The sequence below is a fragment of the Chryseobacterium contaminans genome, from assembly GCF_001684955.1.
In the GTDB taxonomy this organism is placed as follows: domain Bacteria; phylum Bacteroidota; class Bacteroidia; order Flavobacteriales; family Weeksellaceae; genus Chryseobacterium; species Chryseobacterium contaminans.
In genome coordinates this window covers 1-19,553 of record NZ_MAYF01000332.1, presented here as the reverse complement: position 1 = coordinate 19,553, position 19,553 = coordinate 1, and the positions used below count along the sequence as shown (strand labels likewise).

At 35.9% G+C, this 19,553-nt stretch carries 20 protein-coding genes; 9 read left to right on the top strand and 11 right to left on the bottom strand.

Annotated elements, in window-relative coordinates; genetic code table 11:
* Positions 1 to 704 (top strand): DNA polymerase III subunit (locus BBH99_RS18370; RefSeq protein ID WP_394363559.1); only part of this gene is annotated, 704 nt, incomplete at its 5' end.
* A gap of 51 nt (positions 705 to 755) precedes the next feature.
* Here BBH99_RS18370 and BBH99_RS18365 read toward each other — a convergent pair.
* Entirely contained in the window at positions 756 to 983 is a 228-nt protein-coding gene (locus BBH99_RS18365; RefSeq protein WP_066699162.1) for a hypothetical protein, read from the bottom strand.
* 46 nt (positions 984 to 1,029) lie between these two features.
* On the bottom strand, positions 1,030 to 2,130 hold the full coding sequence (locus BBH99_RS18360; protein ID WP_066699160.1) for a hypothetical protein: 1,101 nt from the start codon (positions 2,128 to 2,130) through the stop codon (positions 1,030 to 1,032).
* 108 nt (positions 2,131 to 2,238) lie between these two features.
* Here BBH99_RS18360 and BBH99_RS18355 point away from each other — a divergent pair, with 108 nt between their 5' ends.
* The 5 genes from BBH99_RS18355 (at position 2,239) to BBH99_RS18325 (ending at position 8,069) form a co-directional block, all read left to right on the top strand.
* A complete protein-coding gene (locus BBH99_RS18355) occupies positions 2,239 to 2,865 on the top strand; it encodes a TetR/AcrR family transcriptional regulator (protein ID WP_066699158.1) in 627 nt (208 codons plus the stop codon).
* Positions 2,849 to 4,165 carry a TolC family protein gene (locus BBH99_RS18350; RefSeq protein ID WP_066699156.1) on the top strand — a complete coding sequence of 439 codons (1,317 nt, stop codon included), beginning with the start codon at positions 2,849 to 2,851 and terminating at the stop codon, positions 4,163 to 4,165. The genes BBH99_RS18355 and BBH99_RS18350 overlap by 17 nt, the downstream gene beginning before the upstream one ends.
* Positions 4,166 to 4,181: 16 nt before the next feature.
* Positions 4,182 to 5,285 (top strand): HlyD family secretion protein, encoded by a 1,104-nt coding sequence (locus tag BBH99_RS18345; protein WP_066699154.1) that lies wholly within the window; start codon positions 4,182 to 4,184, stop codon positions 5,283 to 5,285.
* Between the two features lie 93 nt (positions 5,286 to 5,378).
* The gene (locus tag BBH99_RS18340; RefSeq protein WP_066699152.1) at positions 5,379 to 6,956 is read left to right on the top strand and encodes a DHA2 family efflux MFS transporter permease subunit; all 1,578 of its coding nucleotides are present in this window, start codon (positions 5,379 to 5,381) and stop codon (positions 6,954 to 6,956) included.
* Positions 6,957 to 7,472: 516 nt separating this feature from the next.
* Positions 7,473 to 8,069, top strand: coding sequence for a hypothetical protein (locus BBH99_RS18325; RefSeq protein WP_066699147.1), 597 nt, complete (start codon positions 7,473 to 7,475; stop codon positions 8,067 to 8,069).
* 318 nt (positions 8,070 to 8,387) lie between these two features.
* Here the strand turns inward: BBH99_RS18325 and BBH99_RS18320 are convergent, their stop codons facing one another.
* The 3 genes from BBH99_RS18320 to BBH99_RS18310 are packed head-to-tail and all read right to left on the bottom strand — an operon-like array spanning position 8,388 to position 10,761.
* The gene (locus BBH99_RS18320; protein ID WP_066699144.1) at positions 8,388 to 9,401 is read right to left on the bottom strand and encodes a TQO small subunit DoxD; all 1,014 of its coding nucleotides are present in this window, start codon (positions 9,399 to 9,401) and stop codon (positions 8,388 to 8,390) included.
* Between the two features lie 50 nt (positions 9,402 to 9,451).
* Positions 9,452 to 9,829, bottom strand: a complete 378-nt coding sequence (locus BBH99_RS18315) for a hypothetical protein (protein WP_123873220.1) — start codon at positions 9,827 to 9,829, stop codon at positions 9,452 to 9,454.
* A 17-nt stretch (positions 9,830 to 9,846) separates the two neighbouring features.
* A complete protein-coding gene (locus tag BBH99_RS18310; protein ID WP_066699140.1) occupies positions 9,847 to 10,761 on the bottom strand; it encodes an alpha/beta fold hydrolase in 915 nt (304 codons plus the stop codon).
* Between the two features lie 298 nt (positions 10,762 to 11,059).
* Here BBH99_RS18310 and BBH99_RS18305 point away from each other — a divergent pair, with 298 nt between their 5' ends.
* On the top strand, positions 11,060 to 11,617 hold the full coding sequence (locus BBH99_RS18305) for a DNA-3-methyladenine glycosylase I (RefSeq protein ID WP_066699138.1): 558 nt from the start codon (positions 11,060 to 11,062) through the stop codon (positions 11,615 to 11,617).
* Between the two features lie 108 nt (positions 11,618 to 11,725).
* On the opposite strand, the gene BBH99_RS18300 is transcribed toward BBH99_RS18305, so the two are convergent.
* The gene (locus BBH99_RS18300; RefSeq protein WP_228390839.1) at positions 11,726 to 12,478 is read right to left on the bottom strand and encodes a M12 family metallo-peptidase; all 753 of its coding nucleotides are present in this window, start codon (positions 12,476 to 12,478) and stop codon (positions 11,726 to 11,728) included.
* Between the two features lie 120 nt (positions 12,479 to 12,598).
* On the bottom strand, positions 12,599 to 12,985 hold the full coding sequence (locus BBH99_RS18295) for a winged helix-turn-helix transcriptional regulator (RefSeq protein WP_066699134.1): 387 nt from the start codon (positions 12,983 to 12,985) through the stop codon (positions 12,599 to 12,601).
* 91 nt (positions 12,986 to 13,076) lie between these two features.
* On the opposite strand from BBH99_RS18295, the gene BBH99_RS18290 reads away from it, so the two are divergent.
* Complete coding sequence (locus BBH99_RS18290; protein ID WP_066699132.1) at positions 13,077 to 13,607, top strand: NAD(P)H-dependent oxidoreductase; 531 nt, start codon at positions 13,077 to 13,079, stop codon at positions 13,605 to 13,607.
* A gap of 70 nt (positions 13,608 to 13,677) precedes the next feature.
* Here the strand turns inward: BBH99_RS18290 and BBH99_RS18285 are convergent, their stop codons facing one another.
* The 3 genes from BBH99_RS18285 to BBH99_RS18275 form a co-directional block, all read right to left on the bottom strand.
* Positions 13,678 to 13,995, bottom strand: coding sequence for a hypothetical protein (locus BBH99_RS18285; protein ID WP_123873219.1), 318 nt, complete (start codon positions 13,993 to 13,995; stop codon positions 13,678 to 13,680).
* 146 nt (positions 13,996 to 14,141) lie between these two features.
* A complete protein-coding gene (locus BBH99_RS18280) occupies positions 14,142 to 15,728 on the bottom strand; it encodes a patatin-like phospholipase family protein (RefSeq protein ID WP_066699128.1) in 1,587 nt (528 codons plus the stop codon).
* A gap of 250 nt (positions 15,729 to 15,978) precedes the next feature.
* A complete protein-coding gene (locus BBH99_RS18275; RefSeq protein ID WP_066699126.1) occupies positions 15,979 to 16,878 on the bottom strand; it encodes a magnesium transporter CorA family protein in 900 nt (299 codons plus the stop codon).
* 73 nt (positions 16,879 to 16,951) lie between these two features.
* Between BBH99_RS18275 and BBH99_RS18270 the strand changes: the two genes are divergently transcribed.
* Entirely contained in the window at positions 16,952 to 17,974 is a 1,023-nt protein-coding gene (locus BBH99_RS18270; protein WP_066699124.1) for a 3-oxoacyl-ACP synthase III family protein, read from the top strand.
* A gap of 177 nt (positions 17,975 to 18,151) precedes the next feature.
* Here BBH99_RS18270 and BBH99_RS18265 read toward each other — a convergent pair whose 3' ends face one another.
* Positions 18,152 to 19,312, bottom strand: coding sequence for a thioredoxin family protein (locus BBH99_RS18265; RefSeq protein ID WP_066699121.1), 1,161 nt, complete (start codon positions 19,310 to 19,312; stop codon positions 18,152 to 18,154).
* Between the last annotated feature and the right edge of the window lie 241 nt (positions 19,313 to 19,553).

Genomic DNA, 19,553 nt, shown 5'->3' with positions numbered 1-19,553 from the left:
GTGGAACCAAAATTCTGATTGTCTGGAGAGCTGACAAAATGAACGTAGCAGCGTCTAATAAATTTTTGAAATTTCTTGAAGAACCACCAGCAAAAACCATTATTCTCCTTACTGCTGAAAGTACCAATGATATTTTACCAACCATACTTTCCCGTACTCAGATTGTAGAAATTCCGAGGATTCATGATGAAGATATTGAAGCCTATTTAAAAAAGAACTTCTCCGTTTCTGATGAAAAGGTGAGAGAAATAGTTCACGAAGCACAAGGGAATCTTAATGATGCTGTCAAGCTTCTGAACTCAGGAGACAAAAGCAATGAATTTGAAAAACTCTTTGTGCAATGGGTTCGTGATGCATTTATGGTAAAGAAAAAGCCTGAATATCTACGAAGTATCATTTCCTGGGCAAGAGAAATTGCAGGCTGGAACAGAGAGAAGCAGAAGAATTTTTTAAATTACTGTTCCGAGATCTTCAGATTAGCCCTTCTTCAGAATTATCAGTCGGAAAACCTGGTGTATAAAAAGATTGATGCCAGCGGTTTCAACTGGACTGGCTTTTCCAAGTTTATCAGTGGTGCCAATATTGAAAGTATTCTGGAAGAGATCAATACTGCAGATCTGCACCTTACCAGAAACGGAAATCCTAAAATAGTCTGGACAGATCTTGGAATTAAATTATCAAGATATATCCATAAAAGTTCATAAATAAAAACTCCGGAAATTTTCCGGAGTTTTTATTTTTAGCTGTACTGAGATTTAAACTGCTTTCTTATCTTTTGCAGCTTTTTTATCTTTTGCAGTATTATCTGCTGTTTTTGCTTTTGCATCACATCCTTTGTGATGAGCATCTGAACATGCTTTTTTATCCTTTACAGAACATTCTTTTTTGTCTTTTCCGGCACAGCAGCCACCTTCTTTAGGTTTTTCCTGAGCATAGCTGAATGTAAATAAACCAATGGCAAGAATAGAGATGAGTTTTTTCATGATCTAAAATTTTTATGTGGCTAAATGTAATACTTTTTTGGTTACGCTAAATATTTTTTAAAGAGGCTTGAAATTCCTGAAGTTCTTTTTCCATAAATTCCGGATCATTAAGCTGTTTCCGTACAGATTTAATATTACCAATAGTACTTTCAAGTGCGATTCTGAACCATGGGAACTCCTGGCTTAAGGAAGTAAGTTTGGCCAAAGCTCTCATAGGATTTTCACTCTGAGCCAATTGTACGGCGTGTTCGTACCTGAAAACAGGGCAGTAGTAATATTCTTCAGCAACGTAGTCCCAGATATCATTATCAGCTTCCGTATTCATCAGATACAGCATGGCAAAAATAGAAGAGTCGGTATAACCTTCAGAAAATCTGAAACAATCAAAAACAGATTCCGTATCATTTTGCTCTATTTTTTTGTCCAGAACTTCATGAAATACCTGATGAGAAAGTTCTTTTTCAAAATGGTTTCCTATAATATGAAGTACAGTTGCATATTCTACTTTTACAGCATCGTCTTCAGGATGATTACGGTAAGCTGTTTCAATATATTCCTTAGCGGTAGGATTATCCAGCAATACCCTATGGAGTTTTGAAAGGGCCACAAGTTCTTCCTTAGTAAAATGCCTTTTATCAGCCATTTTTTCTTCAAAATATTGTAATGCTTTTTTAGGATAGCGGTCTTTGACGAACCTTTCAATCACTTGCCAATCTTCAAGCTTTTCAAATTGAGATTGGTCCCAGAAACGATAGAATAAAGACATGCGGTCCCATTTTGACTGAATACCCAGCCATTCTTTGAAAAGATCTGTGTAAGCCTTATGGGAATCAAGAATATTCCCTTTGTCATCTTTGATTTCTATCTCAATACCAAGACTTGGATCAGAGTGAAATCTTTTGAAAGCTTCCACAATTTCAAGATCAAAACGATGGCCGTCTTCATTGATGGTTGAAGCAATGGTTTCTTCTGCTGCTGCATCAGGAGTTTCTTTCTCTATTATAGCAACTGTTTCTTCAATAGGAATGTTGATCTTTTCATGAACAGAAGTAATGGTTTCTTCAATGGGAGATTCATTTTTTAAAGTGACTTCATTTGTCTGATTTTTTTTCTTTCTCCATTTAAAAAGGAAATCAAATAGGCCCATACATTTAGTTTTTTGTAAATATAAATTAAATCTGCATTAAAAAATCAATCAATCGTTTGATTTGAACAAAAACTTATGTAAATTTGCCCCCTGAAAAATGGAAGTGATATGATTTCAAAAGAAGAAAATATATTATTTGCTGCTGAAAAGCTCTTTGCTGAAAAGGGTTTCGACGGAACTTCTACCCGTGAAATCTCTAAAGCGGCAAATGTAAATATCTCGATGATCTCTTACTATTTTGGATCAAAAGAAAAACTTTATGAAAAATTGGTTGAATACAGAATGAATGAGGGGCAGTTTTTCTCAAGGGATATCGTAGAAAGAACAGACCTTAATGACTGGCAGAAGATTGAAAAAATAATAGATCAGTTTTCCAACAGAATAAGAACTCAGAAATGTTTCTACAGGATTATGCAGCGGGAACAGCTTCATACTAACAATCCACAGATCGTAGAGTTTTTGAAAGAAACCAAAATGGCATTTCTGTCCATGTATTCCCGAATACTGGAAAACGGATTGAAGAGTGGCGTTTTTACAAAGAATCCTCCTATTTATCTGCTTCATTCCACCATTAGCGGAACTTTATTTTATGCATTCAATGCCAAAGAAATGTATAAGGAGTTCCTGAATGATACAGAGGATGATGATGTTTTTGACGAAAAATTTTATACAGAACTTAACAAACATATAAAACATTTACTAAAAGACCTTTTAGGTTATGAAGAGAATAAATAACTCAGTGATTGCATTATCACTATTCGTAGGAATAGCAAATGCAAATGCTCAGGAGAAAAAGACCCTTTCTCTTGACGAAGCTGTGCAGCTGGGAATCCAGAACAGCAAGAATCTCAAGATCGATGCAGCCAAGATCGAGGAGGCTACCGCTGATCTTTTGGAAGCTAAAAACAGACAGCTTCCGGAATTGAAGGTTTCAGGAAGTTATATGTACCTTCCGATCAAACCGAATGTTGATATTAAGCTTGGTGGTGCTTCAGGAGGAGCAGGAGGCCCGGAAATTCATCAGGTAGTATACGGTTCCGCTAATCTTAGTGTACCAATTTACAGTGGTGGAAGAATTAAATACGGAATCCAGTCTGCAAAATATCTGGTAGAAGCATCAAAATTAAGTACGGAAAACGATAAGACAGCTATTGCCTATAATGTTGCCCAGGCTTATAATAATTTGTTTAAAGCCAATCAGTCGATTAAAGTTTTTGAAGAAAATTTGGCCGCTTCCAAAAAGAGAGACGAAACGTTCCTTAAAATGGAAAACAACGGATTAATCGCAAGAAATGACAGATTAAAAGCTAATCTTCAGACTTCTAATATCGAGCTTCAGCTATTGGAAGCCAAAAATAACTACAATATTGCCAATATCAATATGGATTTGTTATTAGGACTTCCTGAAACTACAGAGATTGAAGTGGATCAGAACTATATAGAAGAAGGTTCAGAAGTGAAACCGGTTGATTTTTATATAAACGAAGCCAGAGAAAACCGTAAGGATCTTCAGGCCCTGGTTCAGCAGAGAAAAGCAGCAGAATTGGGAACTAAGGCTGCTAAAGCAGAAAATCTGCCTTCAATAGCATTTACAGGAGGATATGTAGCTGCGGATATTCCAAAGTTTCTTACTGTATACAATGCGGTTAATGTAGGAATCGGTATTTCTTATAATTTATCCAATATCTGGAAAGAAAATTCATCACTGAGACAGTCTCAGGCAAGAGAAAAGCAATTGGCTGCAACGGATGAATTACTGAATGATAACATTAAGCTTGATGTGAACAGAGAATACCAGAATACAGACTATTCTAAAAAGAGAATCGCTGTTTTTGAAAAATCTGCTGAACAGGCTAATGAAAACTACAGAATTACAAAAAACAAATATGACAACGGCCTTGCAACCATGACGGAATTATTGGATGCAGACGCTGCTCAGATTGCCGCCAATGTTGGCGTAATCAATGCAAAGGCAGATGCTGCTTTAGCATACAGAAAACTATTACAAACAACAGGAACTTTAACAATTAAATAATCAGATCGAAACCAAAATGGAAAATAATAATACACAGGCAGCTGAACCTAAAAAGAAAAAAAGTTTAGTTTTCCCTATCATTTTAGCAGCCGTAGTAATCGGAGGAGGTATCTACGGTTACAGAGCTTATAGTTATGGGCAGTATCATGAAGAGACAGATGATGCTCAGATTGCTTCCAATATGGCTCCGGTAATTTCTAAAATCTCAGGATATGTGGCTGAGGTAAGGGTAAAGGATAACCAGTTCGTAAAGAAAGGAGATACTCTTGTGATTTTAGATAACAGAGATCAGAAAATGGCTCTTGAGCAGTCACAGGCAGCTTTATCTACAGCAAAAAGTAATATTTCTACTGCACAAGCAACCACTACTGCTACTTCTAAGAACATCAACAGCTCTGAGGCAGCCGTAGCAACAGCTAATGCACAGATTGAAGCAGCAAAAGTAAACGTTTGGAAAACTTCTCAGGATTTAAAAAGATATGCGAATCTTGTAAAAGATCACTCTATCACAGAACAACAATATGAGCAGGCTTTGGCAGCAAAACAATCTGCAGATAAGCAACTGCAGGTATTGGTAGAGCAGAGAAATCAAATCGCTCAGCAGACTACCATTGCTTCTTCTCAGACGGCAGCAAGTTCTCAGCAGATCAGTGTAGCCAATTCAGTAGCGAAGCAGAGAGAAGTAGATGTAGAGAATGCTAAATTAAATTTATCATATACAGTAATTCTTGCTCCTGAAGACGGATATGTTGGAAAAGTGCCTACACAGGCTGGTCAGTATCTTCAGGCCGGAGCTCAGTTATTTGCTTTGGTTAAAAACGATCAGAAATGGGTAGTGGCCAACTTCAAAGAAACTCAGGTTGATAAAATGGTAGAAGGACAGAAAGTGAAAATTGAGATTGATGCTTTTCCTGATAAAGAATTCGATGGAGTAGTAAGCTCATTCTCTCCGGCTACTGGTGCTACTTTCTCTATCCTTCCTCCGGATAACGCAAGTGGAAACTTCGTAAAAGTAGTTCAGAGACTTCCTGTAAAAATTGATTTTGTAAATCTTGATAAGAATATTGCAAAAAGATTAAGAACAGGAATGAATGTGAAGGCTGAAGTTTCATTGAAATAGTATTCATGTACTTACGTAAAATGTATTCATGATGAATTGAAAATCATTAATACATCCTACATTTTACATTAATACAAATATTCAAATAAAATTATGCAAGATTCATTAGTAGAATATGGAGCCCGAAGAGTGATTATTACAATCACAGCCATTCTTTGTGCTCTGCTTGAGATTGTGGACTCCACGATTGTGAATGTTGCCCTTAATGAAATGAAGGGTAACCTGGGAGCTACACTTTCAGAAGTGGGCTGGGTGATTACTGCCTATGCCATCGGAAACGTAATTATCGTGCCGATGACCAGCTGGCTTTCTCAGCAATTCGGGCGTAGAAATTACTTTGCAGCTTCCATTATCATATTTACCCTATTTTCCTTCCTTTGCGGAAATGCAACAAACATCTGGGAACTGGTATTTTTCAGATTGATGCAGGGAATTGGTGGTGGGGCTCTTCTGGTAACTTCACAAACGATCATCACGGAATCTTATCCGATTGAAAAGAGAAGTATGGCGCAGGCCATCTACGGATTAGGGGTAATTATCGGTCCTACTTTAGGTCCGCCGCTGGGAGGATATATCGTTGACAATTACAGCTGGCCATATATTTTCTATATCAATATTCCGATCGGGATTGCGGCAACGCTGATGACACTCCAGTTTGTAAGAAGCCCGAAATATGCTGAAAAACGTAAAGTATCAGATGTTGACTGGCTGGGAATTGCTTTATTGGCGGTAACGGTAGGTTCATTACAGTTTATTCTGGAAAGAGGTCATGAAGAAGATTGGTTTGAAAGCGGAATGATTGTAGCCTTCACTGTAGCAGCCATTTTAGGATTTATACTATTCCTCTGGCGGGAGCTTACCTTCAAATATCCGATTGTGGAACTCAGGGTACTGAAAAACGGTAACTTAAGGATCGGAACCGTCATGTCCTTTGTCTTAGGATTCGGATTGTATGGTTCTACCTTTATTGTTCCGTTGTACACCCAGAGTATTTTGGGGTGGACGGCTCTTCAGTCGGGTGCTTTGATGATCCCGGCAGCGTTAACCACAGCTTTTATGATGCCTATCATCGGAAAACTATTAACAAGAGGGGCAAAACAACAGATATTGGTTTCCCTGGGACTGTTCATCTTCTTTATTTATAGTTTCTGGGGCTATAAAATTTTAACTCCGGATACGAGTAAAGAAGCTTTCTTCTGGATGCTGATTGTGAGAGGAGCCGGATTGGGGTTATTGTTTATTCCGATTACTTCTCTATCATTAAGTACGCTGAAAGGCCAGGAAATTGGTCAGGGTGCTGCTTTTACAGGAATGATGAGACAGTTGGGAGGATCCTTTGGGATTGCCGCTATTACCACTTTCATTGCCAATGCAGGCCAGACCTATAGGAATAATCTGATTTCTCACTTAGACGTAAACAGTTTTGATGTTCAGCAAAGGCTGGCATCATTGAAGGCCAATTTCATTGCAAAAGGGATGACTCCTGATGCAGCTTTGAATGCCGCTTATAAAATGCTTGACCTATCTGTCACCAAACAGGCAACAGTACTGTCCTATATGGATGTATTTCTTTATCTCGGTGTAATATTTTTAATATGTATTCCGTTTATCTTATTTATTAAAGAAAGAAAGAGTAAAGAAAAAATAGATTTGAGTGAAGCCATGCACTAAATTTTAATCAAAACCTTCGGATTTTCCGGAGGTTTTTTTGTTTAGAACAGTGAAAGTGTAAGATCACCAAATGTTGATTGATTCTGATTAAAGAACAGATTAAAATTTTCAGCTTTCAACAACTTCCATCTTCCAGCCTCAAGCTTCCTTTCCAAATTAAATTTATTTATAAAAATAAAATCACTTATTGGAGAAATTGTTTATTTTTTTTAGCTTTACAGTACCAAATGAAAAAATATGAATACATTCCCTCACCTTAAGAATTCCTCTTCAGGAGGTAAGATCCGGAGTACTGTTTCCTGATTTATACTGATCGCTTTCTTCACCTCTTTATGACGTTTTTTAATGTCTTTTATAACAAAGGCCATGGTTTTTGCTTCTGAGAAGTTGAAAATAGGATTGATGGAGCATAATTCATTGTGATATACTTTTTCAAGCGATGGTTTTGAATCCCAAATTTTAAACAATAATGTATCCCATATTCACTCACTAATAACCTTAAAACTTAACGTTTATATGAACCAGATACAATTACCGGAAACCTTTATAGCATTATCAGACTTCAGGAAACATGATATTTACCATTCTGAAATGGATCAGGATCAGATCATTTCAGACTTTTTTCCTGCAACATTTACAGAACTTACCCAACGTCTTTCAGATATTACAGGAGCCTTTTATGGCGGATTATTAAAACAGGCAGGCAAGCTTTATGGAGAAGAAGCAGTGAATGAACTTTCCACGTCTTTCATGTATGATCTTGGATCACGAATGGCTTTAAGAAATCTGGAATCCAAACCTAATCTGCAGCCAGGAATTCCGGCTGTAGCCAAAATATTAATAGGAGCAGTTTTTACATCCAGTCCCGAATATAATTTTGATTTCAAAGAATTAAATGACCACAGAGTTGAACTACTGATTAAAGGAGTAGACCGATACCACAAAATCACACAAAGTCTCCATATCGCAGGACTGCTAAAGTGGCCGGTTATAGAACCCTTTATTCAGGGAGTATGCGATACTATGGGACTGGATGTTTTATTTGAAATGAAAGTCCTGAAGCTTGATCCGGACAGCATATGCGTGTATGAGGTGATTGTTACGGAGAAATAATTTAAGATCAAAGATCAAAGATCAAAGATCTTGTCACTAAACCTCAATACTAATTAGTTATATTAATAAATTATACATCACGATCTGTAAAAATCTGTGCCATCTGTGGAAATAAAATATTCACCTGGTCTTTATCCATATCAATAGGAGCGGGCTTTAGCCCGCTCTCACTATAAATAAACATTCATCCGGCTTTAGCCAAAACCTAAAAAAACATCCGGGATATTCTGTTGCATGATAAAAAAAAGATTTATGGATCCGTAAACCAAACCACGAACCTCGTATCACGTTTCCAAACATTATTTTACTCTAATTCATTTACCTTATTCTTCCCGCCCATTCAAGGCCACTGATGTCAATAAGTTTTAACGTATGAATAGCTTCTTTTTTAAGAATATCATCAATCCCGATATTGATATCCGCTTTAGCCCCCAATGGGATAATAAGACTGTGTTTTCCTGGTTTTACCTTAGCAACATAATGGTTTTTGATATGACCTTTAGAAAATTTTGAAAGTTCCTTATGGTCAATTTCCTTTAAAATATTACCGTTTTTATCCAGAATATGAATCCCGATGAGGAAAGAACCATACACATCGGCACCTTCCGTTCTGTAAACTTCAAATTTTAAATCCGAATTATTATAGGAAATATTAGAAATTTCAAGTTTAGGCTTTACCGATTTGTTATGCAAATTTCCCCAGACACCTCCATGAAAATATTGATTGGTATAAAGCGTAAGTCCGAAAATAAGGAGAGAACCTGCCAGAACAAAAACTTTTGGACTGGTAATAGGAAGCATTCCGGAACCCAGCCATGGAAACCATTTTTTCTGAGTAAAGCATTTATTTTTCTTGAGAAAATAGGCGTCAAGTGAATAAGAGCTGCTTCCAGTAAGGAACAGAACGAAACCTCCTGCAATTCCCAAAACGCCTATTTGCCATTCATCTAAACAAGTTGTTCCCAGCCAGCCTGAACCTAGAAGGATACCAAGAGCAAGACTGAAAATTCCTATGCTCATCAATCGGGTAAAGAGTCCGAGGATGATAAATAGGCCTACAATAGCTTCTATGATGGTAAAAATCATCATAGATCTGTGTAAAGCATCAGGATGGGTAACGAGATATTCTATAATGGGTTTAATGCCTAAAGCATTAGGTAAAAAATGATTGAATTTTTCCCCGATATATCCTTTTTCATCGGGAATAAGCTTGTTTTCAAGGATAAGTCTGCGCCAGAAGGCTGAAAAGTAGGTCCATCCGATCACCATTCGAAGGGACAATGTATATAATCCGGCCTGGTCATAAGACTGGCTGTTGGTAGTATGTTTCATTGAAATTGATATTGTATTTAAAAAAACTGAGTAAAATGGATTAAAAAGTTTTAAGCCAGATTCAATTTCAGCCTTTTAAATAAAATATACTTCGGTGGGCTGTTTCCTGTAGTAGGTCCGGAGTATTTATTGAAGCTCGGATTCTTTTCTCCTGTATTTTTTACTACAGTATTTGCATTTGAAAGAAACTCTTTGTGCTTGTATTTGGTATCAGTTTTTGAAACTGAAACTTTTGAGGAAGTGGTAGGAGTCTCACAGTTTAACGAAAATCCTGTAGTGGTTTTTACCTTATTTAATCCACTGATGTATTGAATGTCAAAAATATCAAGAACATCCCTTTTCACAGAGCATGGTGATAATGAAAACACCAGTATAAGCATCGTAATGAATGCTTTATACATCTTGATATGGAGTCTGGTGTTTGACATTCCTACAAAACTACACTTTATTTTAATTTCAGGTCAATAAATTTCAAAAATTCATCTTGCTGATCTACAAATAAATAATGTGAGCAGTTATCAATAAGCTTAAAGTTCTTCTTTCCTACGATATTTTTAAGATTGTTGAGCTGTTTTTCGGAAAATATGCCGTCATTTTTTCCATACACAGCAAAAAGGGGAATTCCTTTTCTTTTGATTTCCTTTAAAATTGCTGTGTTATCAAGGTTATTCAAAGGTTCATTCTGGTAGAATTTGATAGGAGAGTTGTGATTCCTGATATTATTTCTATAAAATTCACCGGCTTCATATTCAGCTCTTAAGCTCTTACTTTCCGCAGTAGGATTAGGCATCGTAAAGAAATTAAGTTTACTGGCCATCTCGTAACATCTTTTTCGGTAAGCAGCAGAGTTTTTATCAAGGTTTTCTATTTCAGAAATTTCCTGCAACTGGACTGCATCATTTTTAAAATGTTCTTTGGCCTGTTTTAAAATATGTCTATAAGTTTCCTGTTGGGTAAACAAAGCTCCTGCAAGGGTAAGGGTCTGCACCTTTTCCGGAAATTGGTTAGTAAATAAAGTACCAATGATCCCTCCGAAACTATGTGCAAGAATATGGGCTTTTTTGATGTGATAAGTGCTATAAAGCTGATTCAGATCTTCAAAACTTTCTTTGAAGGTCATGGTGGCATTTTCATCTTTAGATCTTCCTTCACCACGTCTGTCGTATACAATTACATAAAATCCTTTATCAGCCAGTTTCTGAGCTGTAGTTCCTTCAAATAGAGTAGCATTCCCACTTGGGCCGCCATGAATAAAAATAACAGCAGGGTTCTTTTGATTTCCATATGCCTTTGAATAGATATTTTGAGCATGTAGGGAGATTAAGAATAAGGAAAATATAAAAGATAAAAATGATTTCATGGCTGATATTTGAAGTTGCTAATCTAGTTAATATTTCTGAAGTATTGAGACAAATTGTTGGGGGAGAATGTGGTAAATCACGTCGTCAAAAAAATGAATTTTCACACCTTCAATTGTTATTTTCAGAATAATTTAGAGTAAGTGCTTATTTGTTAAAAGGCTTTGAACGATTTTTCATACTCAAGATACTTACATCTTCAAGCCTTCATCTTCCTTTCTTAAAAAAATAAACCTACTGACTAACAGTTGTCACAACCTTGCCTTATCTTTATCCCGTTAAACCAAAACAGATACTTCAATGAGTTATTGCTTAGCCATAGACAGAATGCAGCCAGAGAGCAGAAAAGAATTACACAAAAACTACCATGATAACTATTATGGATTCCCTATTCATGATGATAATGAATTGTTTGGAAGACTAATTCTGGAAATCAATCAGGCTGGTTTAAGCTGGGAAACGGTTTTAAAGAAAGAAGAAAGCTTCAGAAAAGCGTATGACAATTTTGATATTAAAAAAATAGCAGCCTATACGGAAGAAGATCGTGAAAGACTTTTAAATGATAGTGGAATTATCCGGAATAAGCTTAAGGTGAATGCAGCCATTGAGAATGCAAAAACGATTATAGAACTGCAAAAAGAATTTGGTTCCTTTGAAAAATGGATAGAGCATCATCATCCTAAAACATTACCGGAATGGATGAAACTTTTCAAAAAAACATTCAAGTTTACAGGTGGTGAAATTGTAAATGAATTTCTGATGAGCACAGGATATCTGAAAGGAGCCCACCATGAAACCTGTCCGGTTCATGCAAAAGTATTAGAACAAAAACCTATGTGGAAGAGGGCAGAAGGGTGATTACATAGATTAACTGATCTCGGTCTGGAATAAAAAAACTGTTTTAAACTAAAAGCTGGAAGAGAGATCGCTAAGTCCTTTCCTCCAGCTTCCGGTATTCAATTTAAATTATTTTCCGCCATTAGCCTTAAGATCTGCCTTACAGTTGCTGTCCAGCTGGGGAATATTTCCGGTGGTAATAAATCCCAGAATATCTGTCGTTTCAGAAGCATAATACATAAGGCAATTCTGGTTATTGCAGTGGTTTCCGTTAGAAGCATCTTTATGACCGGTCTGCATTGGCGATCCCAGATCTACCAACCCTAATAAATGGCCAAGTTCATGTTCAAGTACAGTAGCTTCAAGTTTAGTTCTGCTGGTCTGTCCTACTCCTCCGGAATTATCATGGATAGTCTTTCCTAGTAATGCAATTGATGTATTACGATAAGCAATTCCAAGAGTATTGGCGTTACCTGTATATTGGCCGTTGGTATAAATTACACTTATGGCCATGGTAGATCCGTTAGTGAATGCTGTACGGTTTGTATTTTCAATCTGTCTGATCTCATCAGCTGATAAGCTGGAAGAAGAAGTTCCGGGAATTTCACGCTGAATAATGCTGATTCCGTTATCTTTCCGCAGAACAGTAGATAAAAAGCTCTTTACATACTCTATGGCCTGCGAATCAGGTGCATATCCCGGCATATACTGAATTTCTATCAGCAAAGAGTTATAGCGGGCATTGCTCAACAGATCATTCGCAGAAGCTCCAACGGAACGGACATGATTATAATCTGAAGATCCGTTGCTGAATTCATTGGTATCGCTGCTGCATGATGAAATAATGGCAACAGCCAAGCAAAGTGAAATAAATTTTCTCATCATACTATATTGTATGTAATTAATGATACAATATTACTAAAAAATAAAAATGAATTTTATTTTTCTTGAAAAATTTGTAAACAGACTTTATTTTTTATTGGATTATTATTAAAAGAGGATTTAATCTTTGAGTTCACTTTTAACATTGTCTCTAATAAGTTGTTGATGTTCTATTCCCCATTTCTCAAATTCCAGGATAATGGTTTTCAGTTTATAACCAATTTCTGTCAATTCATATTCTACCCTTGGCGGAACTTCAGCATATATTGTTCTTGTGATAATTTTATCTTCTTCCAGCCGGCGAAGTTGGAGGGTAAGCATACGTTCTGTAATGTTCTGAAGACGCTTTCTAAGCTCTCCAAATCTCATTTTCCCGTTGATGAGATAGCAGCAGATCGCCAATGCCCATTGCCCGCCGATAATATTGGAAGCATAAATCTCCGGACATTCGTCTGCAAGGGCTTTTTTATTGGCAAAATTGGTTGAAGTTTTCTTTATTTTAGTCATTACTTACATTTTTTATAGTACCGTACAATGGGTTGCTAATGTACGAAATGTAAGTTTTGTATCGTAATTTTGCGATAGAAATTTAAACAAAATGAAGACTTTAATCATTGTAACCCACCCTGAAATTGAAAAATCAGTCATCAATAAAAGATGGATTGAAGAATTGGAAAAACATCCCGAAAAATATACAGTTCATCAATTATACAAAGCTTACCCTGACGGAAAAATTAATGTATCCAAAGAACAGAAGCTGATGGAGTCTTATGATAAGATTGTATTTCAATTTCCTTTTTACTGGTTCAGCAGTCCGCCGCTTTTGAAACAATGGTTGGATGAGGTTATCTTGTATGGTTGGGCCTATGGAAGCAACAGCGGATATAAGCTGGCAGGTAAGAAAATGTCACTAGCAGTTACGGCCGGAATTGATGAAGAAGGGTACAGTGCTGCCGGCGAATATAAATACACTATGAAAGAATTGTTTCGTCCTTATGAACTGACCTTTGATTATATAAAGGCTCAATATGAAGAACCTTTCGTTTATTATGGTATAGAGCGTAATCCTTCAGAGGAATGGATTGAAAAGAGTGTTCCGATGTATCTTGAATTTTTGAATAACTTGTAATTAAACATAAAGGAAGCTGAATTTATTAATATTTGGCTTCCTTTTGAATATATTCAAATAATTATATATTTCAGTCTTGGACATATTTTCTTATGATATTACTGTCTATGTTAAATGGAACATCCTGATACTTCCAGCCTTTTTCAGGAATTTTTAAATCTGTAAGATAATTTTCAATAGAATAATTACCAAGAACAATAGCGTTTTTAGGTTTTATAGAATCAAAAATAATAAGGAATTTATCTCCTTTTCTATAAGAACAATTTGTAGTTTTAAAGTAAATCTTATGATTAACTTGGTATTGATAATCTGTTCCTACACCATTATTATTTTTTTGATGCGAATCTGTAATGGCTTCTCCAACTGTATATCTGGGATTTTTGAGCATATGCTTTACCCATAAATTCTCATAAATAAAGCCAAAGATAATCAACATTAAAGTCAAAATCACAAGAATAATATGGTACTTTTCTATAATGTATTTTTCATTCCTGATTTCATTTTATTTAATATTTTTCTTTTCAGCTAAAATCCTTATCCCACCGTAGGTGTATCCTCTTCCTTCAGTATTTTCTTCTCCTTCATGGTAAGCATCATTCGCTCATATTTGTATTTCTCCCAATCAAACTGGTTCAGGAAATCAAGAGCAGCCTGAAAACCTCTGTTGAAAAGATCCTCTTTTTCTTCCTTTTTCATAAAGAAGTTTAGCCAACTGCTGGTTCCGCAATTAACGGTCTGTATACTGTACAGTCGATAGAAACTATGTTTGGTAAGAAAAACTTTATCATTAAACCCTTGTAAAGTACTGATGATATTTCCTGCATAGCTGAAGGGTGTTTTCAGGATTTCTTCACTGGTTTTTCTCTTTTCAGAAAGCAGATCAGAATCACTGGTGAGCTGTACCCCAAAAAGAGGCATTCTCGGGTAAAAAACTTCATCTGCATGAAACAGGTCAATAGGAAAATTGGAGATACTGCCGCCATCAATAAATATTCCAACAGGATTAATATCTTCCTGTTTCGTATTCATCCAGAATTTCCAGGCATATTTCACAGAATCTTCATCTTTGTTTATCCTTTTTTGAAAAGGTTCAAAGAAAAAAGGAACAGACATGGAGGCTCTTACAAACTCTGCAGGGCTGATGTGCTTCAATTCCTCTTCAGACCAGTATAAATTAGCCATAGTAGGCAGTTCTACCTTTATTTTGGCATTGATGTCTGTAGTAATTACAACATATTCAGACCGGAGAAGATAAAATGGGTTGTTTTTGTAATAATCATTATTTACAGCACTGTCATAGAAAATTTTATACCTTGTCTGATCGATATGTTCCAGATTTTTAGTCCTGATTTTTTCAATACCTGCTAAAGTAAGGTTATAATATTCCTGTCCGTTTCCATAACGATAATTGAGATTGAGGTCGCGCTCTTTCTGTATAAATTTCTCATTAAGGTTCGCTACTGTTTTAATTCCAAAACTATCCAGAGCTGTTTTCATGGTGTTCAGAAAAACATTTCCCGGATTTAGCCCGCTGTTTTCTTTCCTGAAATTATTGTATAGTTTTTTAACACATAAAAAAAGAATAAGTGCTGGAATTAAAGGGATCAAAAACATTAGCTTAGCATTCAGAATGCTTGCCGAAGGAGCTGCAAAAGGAATACTGACGAGAATAATGAATAGAATAGCTGCAATAACAGCATTGATCTTAAAGAAATTCTTATTGTTCAGCATGGCATGCAGGGTGGTCTTTACATAGGTCTTCCCATCCATAAAATCGGCAAAATTCCAGCTGAACAGAATATCCTTGATGAGTTCGCTTTTCGGTTCTTCCTTTGTTTTACAGGCTGCAATAAGCATGGTATTGATGGCTCCGGCACTGGTTCCTGCTACTTTTAAAAATCGGATTCCGAAGATTTCCAATCCATAAAGGTAACCTACCAGGGCACTTCCCCAAACACCGCCTCCTTCCTGTACAAATTCTATATACTGATTGCCTTCAGCATCCAAAAGATCAGAAAACTCTTTAGCAGAAATATTCTCATGCAGTGCGACAAGCTTATCTTTAGAAGCCTGTGAAAGGGTATTATCTTCCAGAATTGCATTAAGGATTTCAGTTTTCATAGTCTTTATTTTTGTCATTGCGAACCGTAAGCGAAGCAATCTCTAAATTACTATTTATTTGGAAATAGTAAGTCTCTTTATATTAAAGATTGATACCCCATTGAATTGATAACAAAGGCAAAAAACATTGAAGACTTTTATAAAGATAATGGCAGATCAGGTTCTCGCAGATTTTACAGATCTAGCAGATTCTCATCATTATCTGTGTAATTTGTGAAATCCGTGGGAAATAAAATTCAGCAGCATCCATCTACCACTGTCTGCGTCTCACATAGATAAATGTACTGATAACCACCAGGGCCATACCACCTAATGTAAAATAATAGCCATATTTATGGTGAAGTTCCGGCATATTATCAAAATTCATCCCATATACTCCCGCAATAAAAGTAATCGGTAAGAAATAGACCGAATAAATAGCCAACACTTTCATCACCTGATTTGCTTTTTGGTCCGAAAGGGCTAAAAACATAGAAATAAGGTTGGTGATCTGAGTATTTAAATGATCGAAATCAGCCACAACGTCTTTATGCTTATCCTTTAAATCCACAATTTCAGAGTCCTGAAGGTTCAGGAGTTTAAACTTGTCGATAGCATCCGTGGAAATAACCAATACTCTTGAGTTCAATCCTGATTTTCTTTTCAGTTTGTAAAGTCTTCGGATCTGGCTGGTATGGTTGGTATTTTTAAGGAAAATTTCATTTTCAATATTGTCCATGGTTTCCAGTAAGCTTATTGATTCGTCATCAAAGCTTTTCATAATCAATATCGCGATCATTAAAGCAATTTTCTGAGGCGTCACTTCTTCCTGGGTAAGCGTTATTTTTTTCTTGGTTTCAGAAATGCTTCTGGTTTTCATTCTGTGGATGGTGATAATGGTTTTATCCAGAATAAAAATCGCAATTTTTGTACTGATATCACTAATAGTGTTCAGGTTTTTCCTTTCCAGCTCTGTACTTTCACGGAGAAGAAAAAATTTTACATTCCCATCCTCTTCATATTTGGGAAGGTGATTGGGATCTATAGTATCTTCAAGAAGAAGATTATTGATTTCGTAACGTTCATGAAGAAATTTCAGGTCTTCTGCAGTAGGAGCCTCTACATCTACCCATTCGCAGTGGGTGCTTCTGTATATCGTATCAATTGGCATAAAGTAAAAATACTAATATTTTGAAAAACTATGTGTTAAATAAGTTTTATCTTTGCCAAAATTATAAAACTATATGATTAAAAGTACAATAAAAGGTGTGGGATTTTATGTTCCAGATAACGTTGTTACAAATGATGATTTAGCCAAACTAATGACTACCAATGATGAATGGATAACGGAAAGAACAGGCATCAAGGAAAGAAGACACAGAAAAAACAGAAATGATTCTCAGGAAACTGCTGCTTACTTAGGATTTAAGGCATCAGAAAAAGCAATTCAAAATGCGGGTCTAACTGCTAAAGATATCGACTACATTGTTTTTGCAACCCTCTCACCGGATTATTATTTTCCGGGATGTGGAGTTTTACTTCAGGATATGCTTGGGTGTGATACCATCGGCGCATTAGATGTAAGAAACCAATGTTCTGGATTTGTTTATTCAATGAGTGTTGCCAATGCTTTCATTAAATCTGGAACGTATAAGAATATCCTTGTTGTAGGGGCTGAGGTTCATTCTTTCGGATTGGATTTTTCAGATGAAGGAAGAGGAGTTTCTGTTATTTTCGGAGATGGGGCAGGAGCTATTGTACTTTCTGCAACAGAAGATGAAAATGCAGGAGATGTTTTAGCAGTGAATATGCACTCTGAGGGGAAATATGCAGATGAATTGTGTACACAGTTCCCTGGATCTAAATTCGGATGGAGTGACAGAATGAGAAAAGAACCTGAAAATGTAACGAATAAAGAAGTATATCCTATCATGAACGGAAACTTTGTATTCAAACATGCCGTTACACGATTCCCGGAAACGATGATGGAAGCTTTAAACAAAGCAGGAAAAACCATTGAAGATCTGGATATGTTTATCCCTCACCAGGCGAACCTTAGAATTGCTCAGTTTGTTCAGCAGAAATTCGGATTGCCGGATGATAAAATTTTCAATAACATTCAGAAGTACGGAAACACAACAGCAGCTTCTATTCCAATTGCATTAAGTGAAGCGATTGAACAAGGAAAAATCAAGAGAGGAGATTTGGTACTTCTTTCCGCTTTTGGAAGTGGATTTACATGGGGAAGTGTTCTTTTTGAATATTAATGATTTAAAAGCTGAATATTTTCAACATTCACCAACATAATAATTGAAGACGCAATCATTCCTCTCTTTTGGAGAGGTGTTGAAAATTCAAAGAATTTTTGACGGGTTGGTCTCCAATATGCCATAAAAAAACCGCAGAACATTCTGCGGTTTTTATTTTATATTTCTGTCTGTATATTAAAGACTTTTCAACAGTTTCTCCGTATCAGAAGAATCCTGCCCTTCACTTTTTGCCAGTTCAATAGATTTTTCAGCCCACAATTTTGCATTTTTCTTATCTCCGATCTTATTGTAAAGATTAGCAAGAGTATCTGTATTTGCATAGCTTTCGCCTTTCTTTACAGATTCCTGTGCCCACGCTACGGCTTTTTCCAAAGATGTTTTATTGCTTACATTCTCAAAGAAATTCCATGCTGCAGAGTTTAATTCATTAGAACCCGCTTTAGAATAATCTTGGTATACTTCTAATGTCAGTTTCTCATAAAGGGCAATATCCTTATTTTTCAAAGCTCTGCTCGCTTTTAATTTTTTTAATAATTTCTCAGCATTTTCCTTGCTTACCAATTTCTGAGCCTCTGTAATAAAGTATTGGTCATCCCATGTTTTAGTATCAGGATTATACGCCTTTTTAGTGATCGTGCTCATTTGGAAATTCTGATTAAATCTATCATATCTGTCATCAGGGAAAAGCTTCACAATATCTGCTTTTTTGTCCTGAAAGATTTTATATAGCGGACTGTCTGTTGTCTGGATACCCGAAATAAGCAATTGAGCATCTTCTTCATCCATAGTAGGCTTCACCTGAAAATAACGATTCAGTACCTTTTCTGCAAACTCTGCATCATTATAAATGGTAAGCTCTGCAAGGTTTTTTAAGAATGCAGGATCCTTTTCTCCCTTTTCAAACTGTTGCTTTAAAGAAGTAAGCCTTTTGCTTGGGTCGTTGGCATCCATTGCAAACTGAATAAAATCCTTTTCTTCAACATATCCCAAGGTTCTGTGTATAGCTTCACCATTTCCGTCAATAAATAAATAAGTAGGGAAGGCCTTTACATTGTATTTTTTAGCAAGTTCAATACCTTCTCCTTTTTCCATATCAATTTTAGCATTGATAAAGTGAGAGTTATAATAGTCCCCTACAGTTTTTAGAGGGAAAATATTTTTTACCATCAGTTTACATGGTCCACACCATGATGCATAAGCATCTACAAAAATCAGTTTATTTTCCTTTTTAGCTTTAGCAAGGATGGAGGCAAAATTGCCTTCCTCAAATTTGATGCCTTGTGCCCACGCCAGTACACCTATAAATAGAGTAGAAAGTATCGCTATCTTTTTCATAAAAAACGTTTTGTTTCCTGCAAATGTAATAAATATGATGACATTTAAGTTATTCACATTGAAAATAATTAGTGAAGAACTTTATTTTTAATACAGATATAGGCTTATATGAAAGAAAACCATGTATTGTTTTGGACTTATTATTAAAATTAATGTAAACACTTATTTTAGTTAAATGATTAAATTTCAGTAGAATATTTTAATAAAAAGTAAAATATTACTAATTTTGTAAAAAACAAAA